The sequence below is a fragment of the Pandoraea pneumonica genome (assembly GCF_049918595.1).
Lineage (GTDB): Bacteria > Pseudomonadota > Gammaproteobacteria > Burkholderiales > Burkholderiaceae > Pandoraea > Pandoraea pneumonica_A.
On sequence record NZ_JBNCRZ010000008.1, the window covers coordinates 151,054 to 170,124 of the forward strand.

Annotated in this window: 6 protein-coding genes; 4 read left to right on the top strand and 2 right to left on the bottom strand. The window is 62.1% G+C overall.

Features of this window, described 5'->3' with window-relative positions:
- The first annotated feature begins 11 nt into the window (after positions 1-11).
- Entirely contained in the window at positions 12-809 is a 798-nt protein-coding gene (locus ACPWR9_RS24950; RefSeq protein WP_426301661.1) for a sigma-70 family RNA polymerase sigma factor, read from the top strand.
- A gap of 27 nt (positions 810-836) precedes the next feature.
- Entirely contained in the window at positions 837-1,991 is a 1,155-nt protein-coding gene (locus tag ACPWR9_RS24955) for a tetratricopeptide repeat protein (RefSeq protein ID WP_426301663.1), read from the top strand.
- On the opposite strand, the gene ACPWR9_RS24960 is transcribed toward ACPWR9_RS24955, so the two are convergent.
- Together ACPWR9_RS24960 and ACPWR9_RS24965 are read right to left on the bottom strand one after the other, a co-directional pair.
- A complete protein-coding gene (locus tag ACPWR9_RS24960) occupies positions 1,962-2,363 on the bottom strand; it encodes a hypothetical protein (protein ID WP_426301665.1) in 402 nt (133 codons plus the stop codon). The genes ACPWR9_RS24955 and ACPWR9_RS24960 overlap by 30 nt on opposite strands.
- A gap of 21 nt (positions 2,364-2,384) precedes the next feature.
- Positions 2,385-2,996, bottom strand: coding sequence for a hypothetical protein (locus tag ACPWR9_RS24965; RefSeq protein WP_426301667.1), 612 nt, complete (start codon positions 2,994-2,996; stop codon positions 2,385-2,387).
- A gap of 264 nt (positions 2,997-3,260) precedes the next feature.
- On the opposite strand from ACPWR9_RS24965, the gene ACPWR9_RS24970 reads away from it, so the two are divergent.
- Both ACPWR9_RS24970 and ACPWR9_RS24975 read left to right on the top strand, forming a co-directional pair.
- On the top strand, positions 3,261-4,007 hold the full coding sequence (locus ACPWR9_RS24970) for a hypothetical protein (protein WP_426301669.1): 747 nt from the start codon (positions 3,261-3,263) through the stop codon (positions 4,005-4,007).
- Between the two features lie 287 nt (positions 4,008-4,294).
- Positions 4,295-19,051, top strand: coding sequence for a LysM peptidoglycan-binding domain-containing protein (locus tag ACPWR9_RS24975; protein ID WP_426301671.1), 14,757 nt, complete (start codon positions 4,295-4,297; stop codon positions 19,049-19,051).
- Positions 19,052-19,071: the final 20 nt, after the last annotated feature.

Consider the following 19,071-nt stretch of genomic DNA (forward strand, 5'->3'; position numbering starts at 1 on the left):
CGGAGCGATCCATGACCGAGCCGACACTGGATGACATCTCTGACGAATCGATTTGGCCGAACGGACCGAGTGGCGCCGCCGCCGACGATGCTGACGCCGAGGCGGCGCTTTGGCTCGCCGTGCGTACCCGGGCAGACGCCGGAGCACGTGCGCAATTGATCGAACGGCATATGCCGCTCGCGCGCATCATTGCAGCCAAGCTCTATGCGGGCCGGTTCCACGACGATGTCGAGTTCGACGATTATCACCAGATGGCCACGATCGGTCTGATCGAAGCCGTCGACCGGTACGATCCCGAGCAGGGCGCGCGCTTTCGTACGTTTGCCTCGATGCGTGTGCGCGGTGCGGTGCTCAATGGGTTGGATCGCATGTCGGAGCGCCAGCAGCAGATTTCCACGCGGCAGCGTTTGCGCGCCGAGCGCGCGGCATCGCTGGCGCCCGAGGAACTGCCCGATGGTTCGGCACAATTGCTGCACACGCTGGCGGAAGCGGGCATCGGTCTGGCGCTGGGTATGCTGCTCGAAGGGTCGTCACTGCTTGCGGAAGAGAACGCCGTGTCGCCGACGCCGGCGCCGTACGCCGCGGTCGAGTTGGATCAACTGCGAAAGCGCGTCAAAGCACTGGTGGAGTTGTTGCCCGAGCGTGAGCGTCGCATTATCCAGTCCCATTACCTGCAACACATACCGTTCGAACAGATTGCGAGCGTGTTGGGCGTGACGCGAGGGCGCGTGGCACAACTGCATAAACAAGCACTCAACAGAATGCGCGAGGCAGCACGACATGTGCCACCGTGCGACGCTGCGTGGTAACGCGCATAACTACGAAGGAGAATGGACGTGGCCGAACAATCCTCATCGGTAACCCCCGACGCACAGCGACCCGAGCGGCTCGAACGTTTGTTGGGGTACCTGAAAGCCGACCCCGGTAATGATGCCCTGCGCGCCGACGCGTTCGATGTCGCGCTGGCAACCGGGCATTGGTCGCTTGCGCAGGGGCTTCTGGACGAAGTGCCTGCACAGCAACGCGTGGCACCGTTGTGGACCTATCGTGCGGGCATGCTCGCGCTGGCACACCGGAACTGGGATGCGGCCGAAGCCGTATTTACGGGACTTCGTGAAGCGTCGGGTGACAATGCCGCGCTTGTCCACAACCTGGCGTATATCGCCTTCCAGCGCGCGGATTACGCGCGCGTGGAGGCACTGCTTTCGCCACTACTCGATGCTGAAGACGCCGACGACGCCACGCGCGCGCTGTGGCTGCGTGCTGCGCATCGGGCATTTCACTTCACCGAAGCGCTCGAACGGGTTCGGCGCTGGCAAGCCGTCGGCGTGCTCGGACCGCAAGCGGCAGGGGTCGCGTCGCTCATCGCGGTCGATGCAGCGTCGTTTCCCGAGATCACGCCTTGGGCGCAATACGCACTGCAACAGTTGCCGTCGCAGCCGGAGGCACTGGTGGCACTCGGTTCGATGGCACTGGGTCAACAGCAGGGCGAGCAGGCCAAACAATGCTTCGGCGCGGCGCTCGACAAAAATCCCGAAGAGGGGCGAGCCTGGTCGGGGTTGGGTTTTGCGTTGCTGATGTTGCAACAAGCGGAGGCGTCGCGTGACGCGTTTGCACGAGCCGTCCATTACATGCCGACCCACATCGGCACTTGGCACGGCAAGGGATGGGCGGCGCTTACGTCGCAGATGATGGCCGACGCGCGGGCCGATTTCGACCACGCGTTGGAACTCGACCGGAACTTTGCCGAGTCGCATGGCGCCGTGGCCGTGGTGGCGTGCATGGAGGGGCGCGAAGCCGACGCACAGGCGGCGATCGAGCGGGCGTTGCGCCTCGATCCCGCTTGCGTGGGGGCGAACTTCGCGCGGGCGCTGCTCAACGGCGAAATGAAGGATGTCGAGGCCCTGCGTAAGATGTCGAACGCAATCCTGACACGTCAGGCCAGACTGTTTCGCGGCGAATCAACCAGCGGTGCCGCGTCCAAGGAGTAGCGCCCCGGCCTGAGTGACGAGCGGCCCCAGTGTGGGGTCCGCTTCCATCTGTTGATGGACATCTTCGATGAGTTGATAAAAACCAGGGTCATTGGCGAGATGTTCGCCAAGCTCAGCCAGAATCACGGACTCCAGGAAGATGTGAAACGCACGCCGCTCGGGGTTCGGGGTCTCGTTGTCGATTTCCTGAATACGTCGCGCGACGACAGTGGCGAGGTCTTCGGGGGCGTGCTTCGTGTCGCCCTTGCGGATGTCGTCGCTTTCGCGCCGGCCGGCGGGCGCCTTCTTACGGAGCGTTCCAACCTGTGAGCGGATCAGTCCAGCAAGCTGCTGTGCGAGCTGGGCCGAGATGTTGTTGACGGGAGAGGTCATTGCGCGGAGTTGCGGTTACGGTCAATGCAAAGGCTGGTCGGGCTCGCGATAAGCGCTAAGCAGGAAATGCTCACCTTCGCTGGTCTGCGGCTCGGCCGATTCGTTCTGCGCGGCGGCATCGGCGGCGGCACGCTCTAGCACCGGCCGCAGTCCTTCGACAATGGCGGCCATATCGACGTTGAGCGGCGCGTTGGTCGTGTTCGCGGCAATCCCCGATTCGATTTGTGCGATGGCGGCCGCGATGTCGCCAGACGCGACCAGAAGCAGTCCGTGCGCAAACAGGCGTAACGGATCGTCTTCAGATAAGTGCAACAGGGGTTCCCACGTCGCGGCCGCCATGGGCATGGTGGTCTCGCCGTACTGCATCAGACCCCATTGAAATCGGGCAACGTGGAGATCGGGCGCACGCAGGAGCGCTTCCCGGAACGCGTCGTTGGCGGCGTCGGCATTGCCGTGCTTTGCCCAGACGGCTGCTGCAAGATGGAACGCGCGCGCATCGCCGGGCGCCAGTTCGGCCGCTTTTGCGTAGCACTCGAGCGCCTGCTCGTCCGCATTTTGCTCACTGGCGGCAACGCCGGTAGCGATCAGTGCTTCTAGCTTTTCGGGGTCTGACAAGGCGTCGAAGTCAGTCATGAAGACGTGCCGGATAGAAGTGAAATAGAAAGCGCAAAGGCATGCGGCCGAATGTAACACAGGGCGTGTTCCACATCCGCTACGCCCGCGCGTAACGCCGCGGCGTTGCGCCTTCAATACGAATTTCCGATAAATCGAAAAAAAGTTACGCCAGCCCTAAACCGGGCAAAAAAAGCATGGATATATGGCTTGCAGGATTCAATGAATCGCCCCGTCCGTGTGGTCGGCGCCGGTTCTCTCATACCGAATATTCTGGAGAAACTGATGACGATGCAAAAGATGGTGACGCCGCAACAGGCGCAGCAAGGGACCGAAGACGACGCTAGCCTGGTGCAGTATCGTCGTCCGCACGACGAAGGCGAGAACTGGAGCCTCGACCGCGCGCCGCTGCGCCGTGGTGTGTCGCGCTCGATGATCGTGAACCTGGGCTGCTCGAACTGCACGTGCGTGATGGCAGGCTCGCAGATTCTGTTGGCCGACGGCACGACCAAGGCTGTTGAGTCCTTCGTCGGCGGCGAGCAAGTGCAGACGCTGTCGGGTGTTGCGACGTCGACGGGTCTGGAAATCACCCAACTCGGTGCCACGCGCCGCATTATCGAACTCGACGCCGGCGACGGCGATCCGCTCTACGTCAGCGACGAGCACCTGATGTGGACGCGCGACAACGAAGGCAACCAATGGTGGGGCACGTACAACTTCCACCAATACTGGTTCGAGACTCAACTGGGCACGGGTACGCCGCTTGAACGCTCGCCGCGCATGCTGCGCTGGGATCTGAAGAATGAGCATGCTCATATCGACGGTTGGAAGCGCGTGCGCCCGACGTTCTGCTACCTTGTCCCGGAAACGCCGCTGTACCACGTGCAGGTCGATCGTGGCGGCAGCTACATCGCCAACGGCTTTGTCATCACGTCGCACTGCACCGACGACATGGTCGAGGGCGTGAATTGGCAAGGCATTGAAGTGCCGCAGCGCGAGCTGCCGGAATTCAAGCTGCCGGCCAACGTTTAATTTCAGGCGTCACGCGTCCGTCTTGCGGGACGTAAGCGTGCGGCCGGATCGGCGATAGATGGCGAGCACTCCCGACTTCGGGAGTGTTCGCCGTTTGTCGTTCCCGGTCCGCGTTTCTTGTACGAATGACGATGACAGTCCCGCGCATCGTCAGGCGAAAATTAACTCGCCAGCATCCCTAAACAATTGCTGAAATCGGCTGATAACTTGCCATCAGGGCAAGTTGTGCGTCGATGTCGTGCGCGCACGGAGCCCGTCCAACAAATACCGATAACAGGCGACGGACTATGGTAGCGATTGTCAGCGGCAATAACCTCGGCTTGGCGCTCAGCTCACTCGCAACGCTCGGCAAATGGGGCAGCTACGGGGCAGCCACTTCCGGCAAGAGCGGCGAGCAAGCGTACGTCAACGTTGCCAACGGCAATCTTGTTCTCAGCGATCTCGACGAGCGTCTGGCCGGTGTCGGCCTTAACGTCGCAACGCTGCGAACCTACAACAGTCAAGGCGCGCTAAGTAGCGGCTGGCGCGTCGGTCCCGCACAACAGGTGTCGCTCTCCGGTAGTCTGTTGATGGCTGGGAGTGCCGTGACGCGCACGGGCGCCGACGGCTCGCAATCGAGCTATTACTACGACACGGCCAGCCGCGTCTACGTCGGCACCGACGGTGACGGCGCCTACGACACGATCTCGTACGACTATGTAAACGGTCAGTTCGTCTGGAAGGACGGCACGACTGGCTTGACCGAACGCTACGACGGGTCGGGTACCGGCAACCTGCTCAGCTCGACGGATACGTCGGGCAACAAGATTTCGTACTTCTATAACGCGAATAACGCCATCGCGAGCGTGCAGTCGTCAAACGGGGAAGCCACGTATTTCGATTACACGAACGGCGATCTCACCAGCCTTCGCACGGTCACCACCGGCCTGAACGGCACGCTCAATACGACGGCAGTGCGTTACCAATACGATGCCAGCCATCGTCTGACGTCGGTGATCGTCGATCTGTCGCCGGACGACAACAGCATCGACGACGGTAACGTCTATCGCACCGACTACACGTACGACGGCACAAGCACGCGGATTGCCACCGTTACCCAAAGCGATGGCTCGAAGCTCGCACTGACCTATGTGCAAGTGGGTAGCGAGTTCCGTGTCGCGAGCGTGACCGACGGCGTGGGCGCGACGACGTCGTACGCGTACGACACCGCCAATCGCCGCACGACGGTGGTCGACCCGATGGGGCAGGCGACGGTCTACGCCTACGATGCGAAGGGCCAATTGTTGTCTGTGACCGGCCCGGCCATCGGCGGGGTCTCGTCGGTGCGTCAGTTCCAGTACGACAATGCGGGCGATTTGACGCGTGTCATCGACGAAAACGGCAATGCCATCAAGTTCGAATACGACGTCAACGGCAACCTGACGCGTCAGACGGACTCGCTGGGCAACTTCATTTCGCGGACGTACGACGCCAACAACCAGATGCTGACCGACACCACTGCGCTTGGCATCGATGCCAAGACGGGTTGGGCGACATCGACGGCGACGACACGGTATGTCTACGACAGCACGGGCCGGAACCAGCAGCGCTTCGTCATCTCGCCGGACGGCCGTGTGACGGAGTACGTCTACGACGCGCGCGGTCAACGCGTGAGTTCGATTCAATATCTGGGCGCGACATATCCGGTCGGCAACTTCGATGCGGAGACGGCAGTCTCGGAGAGCGATGCGGCGCAATGGGCGGCCAATCAGGACAAGACGCGCGTTCTGCGTACCGACATGACGTACGACATGCGCGGCCAGCTTCAGTCGCGCACGACGTATCAGCGCACTAATGCGAGCGGTGCGGGTCTGGCGGACGGCACCCAGTCGACCGAGCAATACGTGTACGACCAGCACGGCCAGTTGCTCAAGACCGTGAACGCCAACAACGGCACGACGTTGTTCGTTTTCGACGGACTGGGGCGCCTGATCGCGACCACCGATGCCGCTGGCAACACGACGGCGACGAACTACGACGCGGCGCATAACCGCACGGTGGTGACGTCGGCCAATGGCGTAGCAACGATTTCGACTTACGACCGCGCTGGCCACGTGACGAGCATCACGCAGACCGCGGCGAGCGGCACGGTGCTGGGGCAGACGACGTACGCCTACGATGCCGATGGGCGCTTGCTGATGACGCAGGACGCCACGGGTGTTCGCCATTGGTACACCTACGACGCTCTGGGCCGTAAGACGGCCGACGTCGACGCCAACGGCAGCGTGACCGAATATCGGTACGACGCGGCGGGGAATCTGGTTCGTACCATCGGTTACGCGACAGCCATTAACGTGGGTGCACTGACCGATGCGTCCGGGGCCCCGACCGGGGCGTCGCTCGACAGTATTCGCCCGGGCGCGACGGCGGCGGACACGACGAGCTGGCGGATTTACGACGCCGACGGCCGCCTCGCGCGCACGGTCAGTGCGACCGGCTCGGTGACCGAGATGCGCTACGACGCGGCCTCGCGTCTGGTGGCGACGGTGCAGTACGCCAACCGTGTCGACGTGACGACGCTGGGCGATCACCCGTCGGCTGCGGCCGCGACGCCGCCGGCCAATGCCGCCGACCGGCTCACGCGCAACTTCTACACGTCCGATAACAAGCTCGAGGCGACGATCGACGCCGACGGCTACATGACGTACTACACGTACGACGCCGCAGGCCGTCAGCGCGAGCGTATTCGCTACAGCACGCCGACCAATCCGGCCAAACGGGCGACGGGCACGATCTATCAACTGGTACCGTCGTCCAAACCGGCTGACTTGTACTCGGCCACGGTCTACGACGCATCGGGCCGTATTACCGGTGAAATCGCGGGCGGCTACCTGACCGAGCGCGTGTACGACGCACGCGGCAACGTCACCAAAGTGATTCGCTACGCCACGCAGGTGTCTGTGTGGATGACGTTCGATAAGACCATCGACGACCTGCGCCCGGCATCGAGCGCAGCGGATCAGGTGGTGACGACCAGCTACGACGCGCTGGATCGCATTACCCGTCAGGTCGACCCGGAAGGCACGGTCACGACCAACGCCTACGACACGCTGGGCAACTTGATCAATAAGACGCGTGCAGTGGGCACGCCGGACGTGTCCACTTCGCTGGCGCGTTACGACGTACTTGGCCGTCTGGTGTCTGCGCTTTCCGCCGAAGGCGCTGCGCAATTGACGGCGGGCATGACGCAAGACCAGATCGACGCAGTCTGGGCGAAGTACTCGGTCAACTACACCTACGATGCCGCTGGCCGTCGCATTTCGATGACCGATGCCACCGGCAATCGCACGCGCTATTTCTACGATGGCGACGGCAATCTGACGTTCACCGTCAATGCGCTGGGCGAGATTTCGGCGCGCGATTACAACGCGCTGGGGCAACTCACGGCGACGACGGTCTATGCCACGCGCGTTCAGAATCTGCCAGCGCAGGGCGGCGTGATTACCGACGATATCAAGGCATTGCTGCTCTCGCTGCGCAATCCGTCGACGGATACGCGCGTGACCTATGCCTACAACACCGACGGCACGCTCGCGACCGAGACGAATGCCAACGGCGGCACGGTGACGCACTCGTATACCGCCTTTGGCGACGAATATCTGCGTACCGCGTCTAACGGTTCAACGACGAAAACGTGGACGTACGCCTACGACGTTGGTGGTCATCTGATCCAGACCGCGATCGATCAGGCGGGGCTCAATATCACCACGCGCACTGAGTACGATCCGTTTGGCCGCGTGTCGCGCACCGTGGACGCCAACGGCAACGCCACGTCGTACAAATACGACGCACTGGGCCGTCAGATTCAGGTGACCGACCCGTCGGGCGCGACGCGCTCGACGACTTACGACGCGTTCGACCGCACGCTGACGACGACCGACGCGAATGGCTTTGTCACGCGCTACGCCTATAACGATGCGCAGCGCAGCATGACCATGACCACGCCGGACGGCGTGAGCGTGGTGACGACGCACAACCGGCTGGGACTCAAGAACACGGTGATCGACGGTCTGGGGCACCAGACGGTGTACTCGTACGACCACGACGGCAACTTGACTGCCGTCGACAACGATCTGCAACACACGTCGAACCAGTACGACGCGGCAGGGCATCTCATCCAGACGCGCGATACCAAGGGCAACGTCGTCACGTACTCGTACGATGGCGCTGGCCGTGCACTGACGCGTACGGTCGACCCGGGTGGCTTGAATCTGGTGACGCGCTATGCGTACGACGCCAAGGGCCAGCAAATTACGGTGACGGACCCCAACGGAACCGTTACGCGCACCGATTACGACAATCGCGGTCAGGTCGTCGCGCGCGTGGTGGATGTCGGCGGTCTGAACCTGACGACGTCCTACACCTACGACCAGCTCGGCCAACAGGTCACCGTCACGAGCCCCAATGGCACGACGACGCGTTACGACTACGACGCAGCGGGCCGCCGTGTGGCGGAAACGGTCGATCCGACAGGGCTGGCGATCGTTCGTCGCTTCACGTACGACGCGAACGGCAACGTACTGACGGCCATCGACGCGGGCGGCAACGTTACGCGTTTCTTCTATAACGAGCGGAATCAACTCGTCTACACGGTCGATCCGCTCGGCGCAGTGGTGGCGAACACGTACGACGGCGAAGGCAACATCACCCGTGTCGTGCGCTTCGCCACGCCACTGAGCAGCGCCTCGGTCGCCACGGCTGGTTCGAGTGCCGCTACGCTCGCGGGCTTGCTGCAAGCGTCCGCGTCCGACATTACCGAGCGGCGCAGCTACGACCCGATGGGCCGTCTTGCTTACTCGGTCGATGGCACCGGCGCGGTGGTGAAGTTCACCTACGACGCCGTGGGCAATGTCACCGAGCGTCTGTCGTATGCCAACCGTATCGATCCTGCCGCGTGGAACGGCACGGGCGTGCCGGCGGTAACGGCCGACGCTGCCCACGATCAGGCGGTACGTACCGTCTACGACGCCGTAGGCCGCCCGATCTATGTGATTGATGGTGCGAACACCGTCACCGCGTACAAGTACGACGGCAATGGCAACGTGCACGAGAAGTTTACGTACGCCAAGCCGTTGCCCGCTGGGACCGCGCTCAACGCACAAGCGTTGGATGCTGCGACGGCCACCCTTGCCGATCCGGCCCACGACGCGTACCTGCGGACTAACTACGATGCAGCCAACCGGCCGTTGTGGACGATCGATGGCGACGGGGCGGTAACGCGCCTCATCTACGACGCCAACGGCAACCTCGTGAAAGAGACGCACTTCGTCGCTCGCGTGGTGAACGACACCGTAGAGCCGTCGCCGGGCGATCTGGACACGTTCTACACGTACGACGCCGCGAATCGGCTGGTCTATCAGGTGGACGCGGCGGGTGGCGTTGTCCATCTGGTGTACGACGCCGAGGGGCACGTCATCGAACGGCAGGCGTTTGCGCAGCCGATCGCCCTGACCGGTCTGCCCGCGAGTCAAACGGCCATGGCGGCGCTGGCTCGCCCGGATGCGGCCAATGACCGCACCACGCGTTATGTCTTCGATGCTGCGGGTCGCAACACCTTCACCATCGACCCGACGGGTGCGGTGAGCGAGGCCACCTACGACGCCGTCGGGCACGTGATCGCCACGCGTGTGTATGCCAACCGCATCGATCTGACCGGCTTCGACACGAAGAGCGGAGCGAACGGTGTGCGGGCGCGCCTGACCCCAGATGCGGCAAACGACCGTATCAGCCACACGACGCATGACGTTGCCGGTCACCCGATCTATCAGATCGACCCGCTCGGCTTCGTGACGGCCAACACCTACGACGTGTTTGGCCGCGTGACCTCGCGCACGCAGTACGCGCTTGCCATCTCCGCCACCACCACGTGGACGACGGCGGGTGTGGCCGCCGCGCTGGTGCCGGTGGGCGATGCCGACCGCGTCACGACGATGACGTACGACGCCGACGGGCGCGTACTCAGCACGCGCGACGCGTTGGGCTACACCGAGTCGTACACGTACGACGGTGTGGGCAACAAGATCACTTTCACGAACAAGAAGGGCGACGTCTGGCATTACGACTATGACGCTGCTGGACGTCTGGTCACTGAAACGTCGCCGCAAACGACGGTCACGAACCTGACCCGCGACGGCAACGGCAACCTCGTCGTCGACGCCGCTAACACCGGTGTGGCGAGCTTGGTGACGCGCACGACTTATGACGCGCTGGGGCGCGTCATCGCACGCACCGAGGCCTATGGCCGTCCGGAGGCGCGCACGACGCGCTACGAGTACGACGCGGTCGGGCATCAGACCAAGACGACGTTCCCGCCGGTCGGCGTCTACGACGCGTCGCGCGACAACCTGCTGGTGAATGGCGAAAACAGCCTGGCCGACCGTGTCGATAACTGGACCGAGCTGTCGACGCAGACGATCTACGACGCGCTGGGTAACGCGGTGGCCAACCGCGACGTGGCAGGCAACTGGAGCTACAAGACGTACGACCGTCAGGGCAACGTGCTGCACGACGTCGACGCATTGGGCTTTGTCACGCAATACTCCCGCGATGCCTATGGCCAAGTGACGCAACTCACGCGTTACAACAGCCCCATCGCGGTCGCGAACGGTGCGCATGCACCGACGGCAGATGAGGTTCGTGCTGCGCTGGCGGCATTGCCTCCGGCAGGCGCGGCGAATCGCGTCATCACGACCGTCTACGACCAGTTGGGTCGCACGGTACGTGTGACCGAACCGCAGTCGCTGGTTTATGACTCCAGCGCCAGCGGCACGGCCCAGTACTTCATGGGTGGGCGCACCACACAAAACACCTACAACGCCTTTGGCGATCTGGTGCAGATTGCGACGCTGCGCAACGCAGTGACCAATCAGTGGACATCGACGTATCAGTACTACGATCGGCGCGGCCAGCAGGTGGCGACGGTCGATGCCCTCGGCTATCTGACGACGCAGAATTTCGATTCCGTCGGCAACATGACCGTGCATACCGAGTACGCGACGGCACTGGCTAATGGCCAGTGGAACCTGACGGCCTTTGCGCGTCCGGCGACGTCGAGCGACGACCGTACGATCGTGACGGATTACGACTCGGCGAACCGTAAGGTCCGCGAGACCCGTGTCGACGTGCAGTACAGCACGACCAGCGATGGCGGTGCGACCCGCGGAAATCTGTCGACGCAATATCGCTACGACGCCGTCGGCAACCTGACGACGACCGTCGCCGCCGATGGCGCTACGTCGTACAACTACTACGATTCGCTCGGCCGCCTGATGGCGACGACCGGCCCGACGCGCACTAGCACGGTCGCCGGCACGGCGCTCACGCCGCTCAACATCTTCTATCGCGACGCCTACGGCAATGCCGTAATGACGGTGGTGCGTGGCAACGGCGCGGCCTCGGCCAACGACACCAGCTATGTCGACGCAGGGGCAAGCGCGTCCGATCGCGTGAGCACGGCCGCGTTCGATGCGCACGGCAAAGTGATTCAGATGACCGATGCCGGTGGCTCGGCGCACTACACGTCGTACGACGCGGCGGGGCGTGTGGCCAAGGAATGGCAGGTCGTCACGGGCAACGATGGCGTGCCCCACACCATCTTTACGGCGTATCAGTACGACACGCTTGGCCGTCAGACGCATATCGTCACGCAGGCCTCCACGTCGGTGGTCTCGGGCGGTGTCGTCACGACCGTATCGCAGTCGGCTGCCGGGCTGGTCGACACGAGCATGGAGTACAACGCCTTTGGCGAGATGACGCGTCGCGGGATTGGCGGCGGACGTCAGGAGTACTTCGACTACGACAATGCCGGGCGTGTGTGGCGCACCAATAGCGGTGACGGCACCGACAAGATTTCGATCTATGACTTGAGCGGTCACGTGACGGCTGAAGTGCGCAGTGCCGGGACGGGCGGCGTCAATTACGACTTGAAGTCTTTCGGCAGCGTCGATCAGGCGATCATGCTGAGCGATGGTCGCCGTACCGATTTGGTCTACGACGCGCTGGGTCGCGTGACGTCTCGCGTGGGGCCGTCGCGTGCGGAATCCACGGGCGGCGTGACGGTGCGCAGCATGGCGACGTATTTCACGACGTCGTCCGCAACCTACAGTTTTGGCGAAGACGGGCGTGTGATCTGGAATTCGCCGTCCACGGCCAATTTCTCGTGGAGTCTGGCGCAACTGGGTAGCGGCGACATCCGCGTCGAGTTCGACTACACCACGGCGACGGTGGTGACGACGAGCGGGAGTAACGAGAGCGGCTCCGGCGAGAGCGGCGGCTCGACGCCGACTGTCGTGTTCAACGGTGTGCCGCGTACCCGTAGTCAGATCTTCTCGAACGAGCAGGCCGGTAACGGCGTGTCGATCAGTTGGCAAGACAGCGACGGTGCCGAAGGTGGCATTGATCGCATCAATGCCGTGCGCGTCTACAAGAAGGACATCAACGGCAACTGGCAACTGGTGATTAACCAGAACCCGACGCTTCAGACGACCAATCAGATCGAAGTGGGACTGCCGTCGGATACGGCGACGCGCGTGGCGCTGCAAGTGCGCCCGGCGGGTATGCCCCCGGGTAACGACGGCTGGATCACGCCGCCGGGCATCAACTTTGGCGACGCGTTCCGGTTCGACACCTCGGGTCTGGCGGCGGGCAACTACGAATACCGGGTACTCACGACCAGCACGCACGGTGCCACGGAGGTGACCAGCACCGGGACGATGAGCGTGAACCTGTCGCAACTGGCCAACCTCTCGTTCCCGATCGGGCCGGGCGTGGCGCAGATGGGGCAGTGGCATTCGTCAGCGAAGGACTTCACGTGGCCGGCTGCACCGTCGAACATTGTGCAGACGTTCCGTTACCGCGTGGCAGGCAGCGGTGGCGAATGGTCCACGATGCCGATTACGCATCCGTACTCGATATACGCGGATTACGACGGTTTCGATATGTCGTCGCTGGGCGTGGGGACGTACGAGTACGAATTGCTGTGGCAACGACAGGGCGATTCGGCACCGTATGCGCACGCGACGGGCAATATGAGTGTGGTTGGTGCCGTGGCGCCTGTGTGGGTGCCGCCGGTCGGGCTGCCGGTCATCACCAACGTGTGGGTGGCTTTCGACACGGTGGGGGGCACGTCGGTCGTCAACGATGAGAGTGGCACGAGCCAGATCATTGGCGGGTACGTAGCGCCTACGATTCGCTGGACTGTGACTGGCCCGGAGACGACAGTCTTCCGTTATCGCGTGCCGGGCGGAGACTGGCAGACGTTGCCGGTCAGCAGCTACCCGCATTCGTGGGACGAAAACTCCGGCGCGACGATGCTGGAAGCCGTCGACTATGGTGGCCTGGCGGTCGGGGCATACGAATTCGAAATCTTGCGCTCACCGGTAGGGTCGTCGCTGGGCTCGCATTACACCGGCACGCTGACGGTGTTGCCGACGCCTGCCGGGCATTACGACACGCGTACCGTGGCAATTCAGGTGCCGCGTACCGTTACGCCGGCTGACCCGAGCAACTACCTGACGCGCATTCGTTATAGCCCGCCGGTGGTGATCGGCTACGGCGAGGATGGCGTTGAGTTGGGCCTTGGTACGGGCTACCAGCACAGTGGCATTGGCGTGATTGCCGTGCCATACACCGCCTATCGCGACGTGCCGGTGCAACGCACCGTGTATCCGGCCAATCCGGACGGCTACGTTGTTGGATATAAACCGGCGCAGTACGGTTATCCGATCGTGGTTGGCCGCAATGAGGACGGCTCTGCGATTCTTGCCGCGCACTATGCGTGGTCGGGCAACGTGGTCGTCGCGGTGCCGTATCAGGTTCCGTATCAGGTGGCACGGGACGAGCAATACACGTATTACGTGTCTGTCGGTGTCGACCCGGCGCGTGATGAAAACGGCAATATTCTGCACAACGAAGATGGCAGCATCATCTACACGCGGTATGTGCAGGAAGCGAGAACCGGTGTTCGGACCGTGTACGACACGTACTACAACACGGTCGTGCCGGAAGACCCGAACCATTACCTGCAACGCAACCCGCTCCCGATTTACGGGTATCCGGTCGGGTATATCGACGAGTCGGGCGTGCAGGTGCTTAACCCGCACTACCAATGGCAAGGCGACCGCGTGGTGGCGGTGCCTTATGAGGTCACCGATTGGGTGAGCGAAGCCTATACGGTGACGCCCGCCGAAGCGTCGCAGTACATCATCGGCTTTGACTACGGTTCGCCGGTGGTGACGGGCCATAACGAAGACGGCTCGCCCATTTATGGTGATCACTACGGTTTGGTGAACGGCCAGGTCTCGGCCATTCCGTACACGGTGTACGACACGCAGTATGTGGAAGAGCAGTACTGGGTGCCGGGCGTTACACCGTTGGCGACGGTGTCGGGTACCACACCCGCTTATGTCCCGGGCTACTGGATTCCGGGCACGCCGACGCAATATGGCAACAACGTGACCACGGGCAGCATCACGAATGTGGTGAGCTTGCCGGGCGCGGGCGGTGCGGTATCGGTGTCGCAGGCGGTCGGGCTGAATGGCGGGGCCACGGCTGCGCGTCCGACGGTCAGTCAGACGTACGACCGGTGGGGCAATGTCCTGTCGGTGTCCGACCCACGCTCGCCGTACTGGGTCACCACGTACAAGTACAACGCTAACAATCAGATGATTGAGCAGCGTCAGCCCGATGCGAACGGCAATGCATCGTCGGCGTCGCCTGTCACGCGCTACACGTATGACGCGATGGGCCGTGTGGTGTCGGTGGTCGATGCCAACGGTCACGTCAACGGAACGACCTACGACGCCGCAGGCAATGTGACGCAGGAGTTGCACGCCGACGGTGGCGTGGTGCGTCACTACTACGATGCGTTCGGCCAGCAGGTTCGCATGGTCGATGGCAATGGCAACCCGACGGACTACGCCTATGACAAGCTCGGTCATCTTGTGCAGATGACGATGGGGGCGGTCGGTGTGTATTCGATCAGCGGCTCGACGCTGGTCAATCAGGGTTCGCAGGCACTCACGCAGACGTATGGCTACGATCAGGCCGGTCGCAAGCTGTGGCAGAGCGACGGTTCGGGCGCGACGATCCGGTACTACTACGACGCGCGCGGCAACGTGGTGCGCACGACGCAGCCGACGGGTCTTCAGACGGTAGTGGCGGCATTCGACGCGCAGGGTCACAAGATTGCCGAGGGCGACGGTAACGGGGCGCTGTCCACGTGGACGTACGACTACTTCGGTCTGTTGCTCGGTCGCACGGATATTGGCGGCGCGACGTATAGCTTCACGTACGACAACGCGCGTCAGTTGATTCGTCAGACCAATACACGCGGTCAGGACATTAGCTATCAGTACGATGCGGCCGGTCAGAACACGGCCATCATCGACAACGCGACGACGCGCGTGTCCACGTATGTGTACGACCTCGCGGGTAACAAGGTTCGCGAGCGTACGACGCAGTGGGGGACGGTCTATCAGGACAATCACCTGGCGTACGACGCCTTGGGCCGCCTGCGCGATGTGGCCGATGGGCGTGTGCACATCAGCATCGATTACGACGCGGTGGGCAACCGTACGCACATCACGTCGCATGTGATCAATGCGATGGACCAGAGTCAGGACGAGGACCGCTGGTTCAAGTACGACGCGATGAACCGTCAGATCGTGGTGGACGGCATCAATGCCAATGGCGACATTGGGGTGGGTCAGGGCCACAAGATCACGTACGACAAGAACGGCAATCGTGTGAGCGACACGTATTTCGGCGCACGCGTGCAGGCCGACCGTGTGTTCGACCACACGGAATGGACGTCGGTGTGGGGTGTTATCGGCACGGACGAGGCGGGCAATCCGGAGTACGGGTATATCTCGCAGCCGTCAGCGGCGTATCGCACGCAGTACACGGCGGTCAATGGTCTGACGACCGAGGCTTACGACTACGACAGCAATAACCGCCTGTCGCACGTGTCGCGCGATGGGGTGTTGCTCGACACGCGTTACTACGATGGCTCGAACCGTGTGGTGCAGACGGGGCCTGCGGGCGCGTTGCCGCAGGAGTACGTCACGGCGCTCAACGGGGCTGCGGGTGGCAATGGCAGCGAGACACGTCAGAGCACGTACGACCAGAACGGCAACCTGTTGCATCAGAAGGTGACCAAGAGCGACGGATCGCCGAAGTACGAGGTCGACTATCAGCAGTACGACGGTGCCGGTAACTTGGTCAAGTATTCGATGACCAATCAGGACGGCGACGGGTACACGAATAACTACACGTACCAGACGCTGGCGATCGACGGGTACAAGGAGTGGACGGTCAGCGGCACGAGCACGAAGTTCGATCCGGGCACGACGACGAGTGCCTATGACGTGAACAGCAACCTGATCTCGGTGACGGATAGCACGAAGGCGGAGAACAACCGCACGTTCGTGAACGATGCGCAGGGTCACGTGTTGTATGTGAATCAGGGCGGACACACGCAACGTCAGTTGGTGGTGGATGGCGAGGTGCTGGGTCGTTACGGGGACATGATCAACCCGGACGCACCGCAGGATCCGAACACGGGGTCGCCGAACTTCATCAACAAGGCGGACTTCAGCTTCGGGTTCCAACCGATCAACGGGAAGTACCCGACGGGTGCGCCGGGGGCGGTGGCCGTGCAATCGGGCGACACGCTCGAGAGCATCGCGCACTCGGCATTTGGCGATTCGAAGCTGTGGTACCTGATCGCGGAAGCGAACGGGCTGTCGGGTAATGCGGATCTGCGCGTTGGCCAGACGCTGACGATTCCGAACCGCGTCAGCACGATCCACAACGACAACAAGACGTTCAAGCCCTACGACCCGAGCGCCATCATCGGGGATACCACACCGAACCTGCCAGTACCGCAAGCGGATAGCGGTGGGGGGTGTGGTGGGCTTGGCACGATCATTATGGTCGCCGTAGCGGTGGTGGCGACGGTGTTCACGGCGGGTGCCGCTGCTATTGCTGGTGCTGCCATGGTACAGGGCGTCGGAGCCATGGCGGCGCTTGCTGAAGCTGGGTTCAGCGGGATCATGGCAGCTGGTGGCGCGGCGTTGACCGGAGGCGTTGCGGCCGGTGCCGTGGGGATGAGCGGCGCAGTGACGCTGGGAGGTATCACCCAGGGTATCGCCGTCGGAGCTGCAGTGGTCGGCGGGACCGTAGGTTCACTCGCAAGTCAACTGTCCGGTGTGGCTATGGGGATGCAGCGCGGGATTAGCTTCAGTCAGCTTGCGCTTAGCGGATTGAGCGCAGGTATCGGATCAGGTGTTGGCGGACAAATTGTCGGCAATACCATCGGCGCGGGCGCGTTGCGCGCGGCGGTGACTAACGTCGCGCTTCAAGGTGTGGGCGTTGTGACCGGTCTGCAATCAAGCTTCAATTGGACTTCGGTGGCAGCAAGTGCTGCGGGTGGCGCAGTTGGAGGCGCATTGAATGCGGGCGGGGCAAACTCGATCTCGCAGTCGATTAACAACGAAATTGGTGGTGTTCTTGGACGCACGGTTACAGGGGTGCTGGTTGGGACTGCGGCAGCGGTAACAACATCAGCGCTTCGTGGCGGACGTATCGCAATCGAGCGCGTCGCGACGGATGCGTTTGGAAACGCACTTGGCCAAAGTCTCACGGAGAAGGACTCGTACTCAACTGAAAGCATGACGGAGCGCGCTACGGCTGGACTTAACGCGAAGCTTGGCTACACGACTGGCGGCGCGGGATTGTACGGACCTCGTGGGAATACGGCGGGGATTTCGTCAGATTGGGATATGGCGTCGCAGGGTTCCGAAATTGTCGGGAGTGGAGATAACAGCGAGTCAACGACTGGCATGAGGAACGGCGCCTTTTCGTTCGATGCCATTTCCAGCGGAGTGCCGAAGTATGGTGTGAGTGCCACGCTTGCTCAGGCGGACTCCGCCGGTATTACGCGATCCGATGTCGGCGGTACAGGCATTTTAGGTCAGTCGTTGTTTTATAAGGGCTGGAAGCTTGGAGATTCCATTGCGTTCCCGGGAACGTCCATCACGGCGAGTCGAGGTGATGATGGGGGGAGCGATGGCATTGATATCACAGGGACCATCAGTCCGATGGGGGATATTGACAGCTTCTTTACGTTCAACCCCTTTGGGCGATTCAGTACTGGAGTGGGACACGCCTTTACGGGAGTATTCTCCGGGATGGCGCATCTGGTTGGACAGGGGGTATTGGCGGTAGGTGATGCGGTGAGCTACGGGCTGGCGCGCGCGGACAATGCGTTTGGTGGCGATATGAGCTATAAGCCGGAAAGCGGGCTTGGAAGATCGCTACTTGATCGCGGTGTGGGGGATACTGCGCTGGATGTGGCTGGTAGTGTGGCGACAGGCACGGTGAAGTCTATTATCGGACCGATTAATGCGCTATACCGGCAGGACGCGGGGCTACTGGGGCAAAGCGTGGGGGACGCGGTCCTTTTTGGAGCAACAGCCTCTCGCATTGGTCAGGTTCTTGGGGCTGCTTTAAGGGTTTCCGAGTTCGCATTAGATGCGGCAACCATTGAACGGATTCAGACAATTCCAAAGGGGACAAGGCCGGATCCCGCGACCTATATGCCGGCGGAAGTTATCGATGCACAGTTGAGTATGTTTGACAAAGGCGCGTCACGGATCACGACGCAGAGCACATTGAGCAAGTGGGGCCCAGCCCAAGCAGATGGGACATCGTTTGTGATGACAAAGCAACAAACGGATTCTCTGCTAAAGTCGGCCGGTGGTGACCCGCGTTCGATTGAGGCTGCTTTGGGGTTGCCGCGTGGTTTGCTGGATTCGGATCAGCTTGTTAGGATCGATATTCAAAAGCCACGGGAGCTTGGCCTTCGAATTCCAAATGGAAATGAAGCTGGTGCAAATAGATACTGGATTCCTGGCGGGAAGTTGCCGTCTGGAAATCTGGAGGCCGTCATAGATTTAGGGAAGGCGCCAGCCTCGATGTATTCTGTAAAACCGTTAAAATTTTGAGGTGATTAATTGAAATTTTT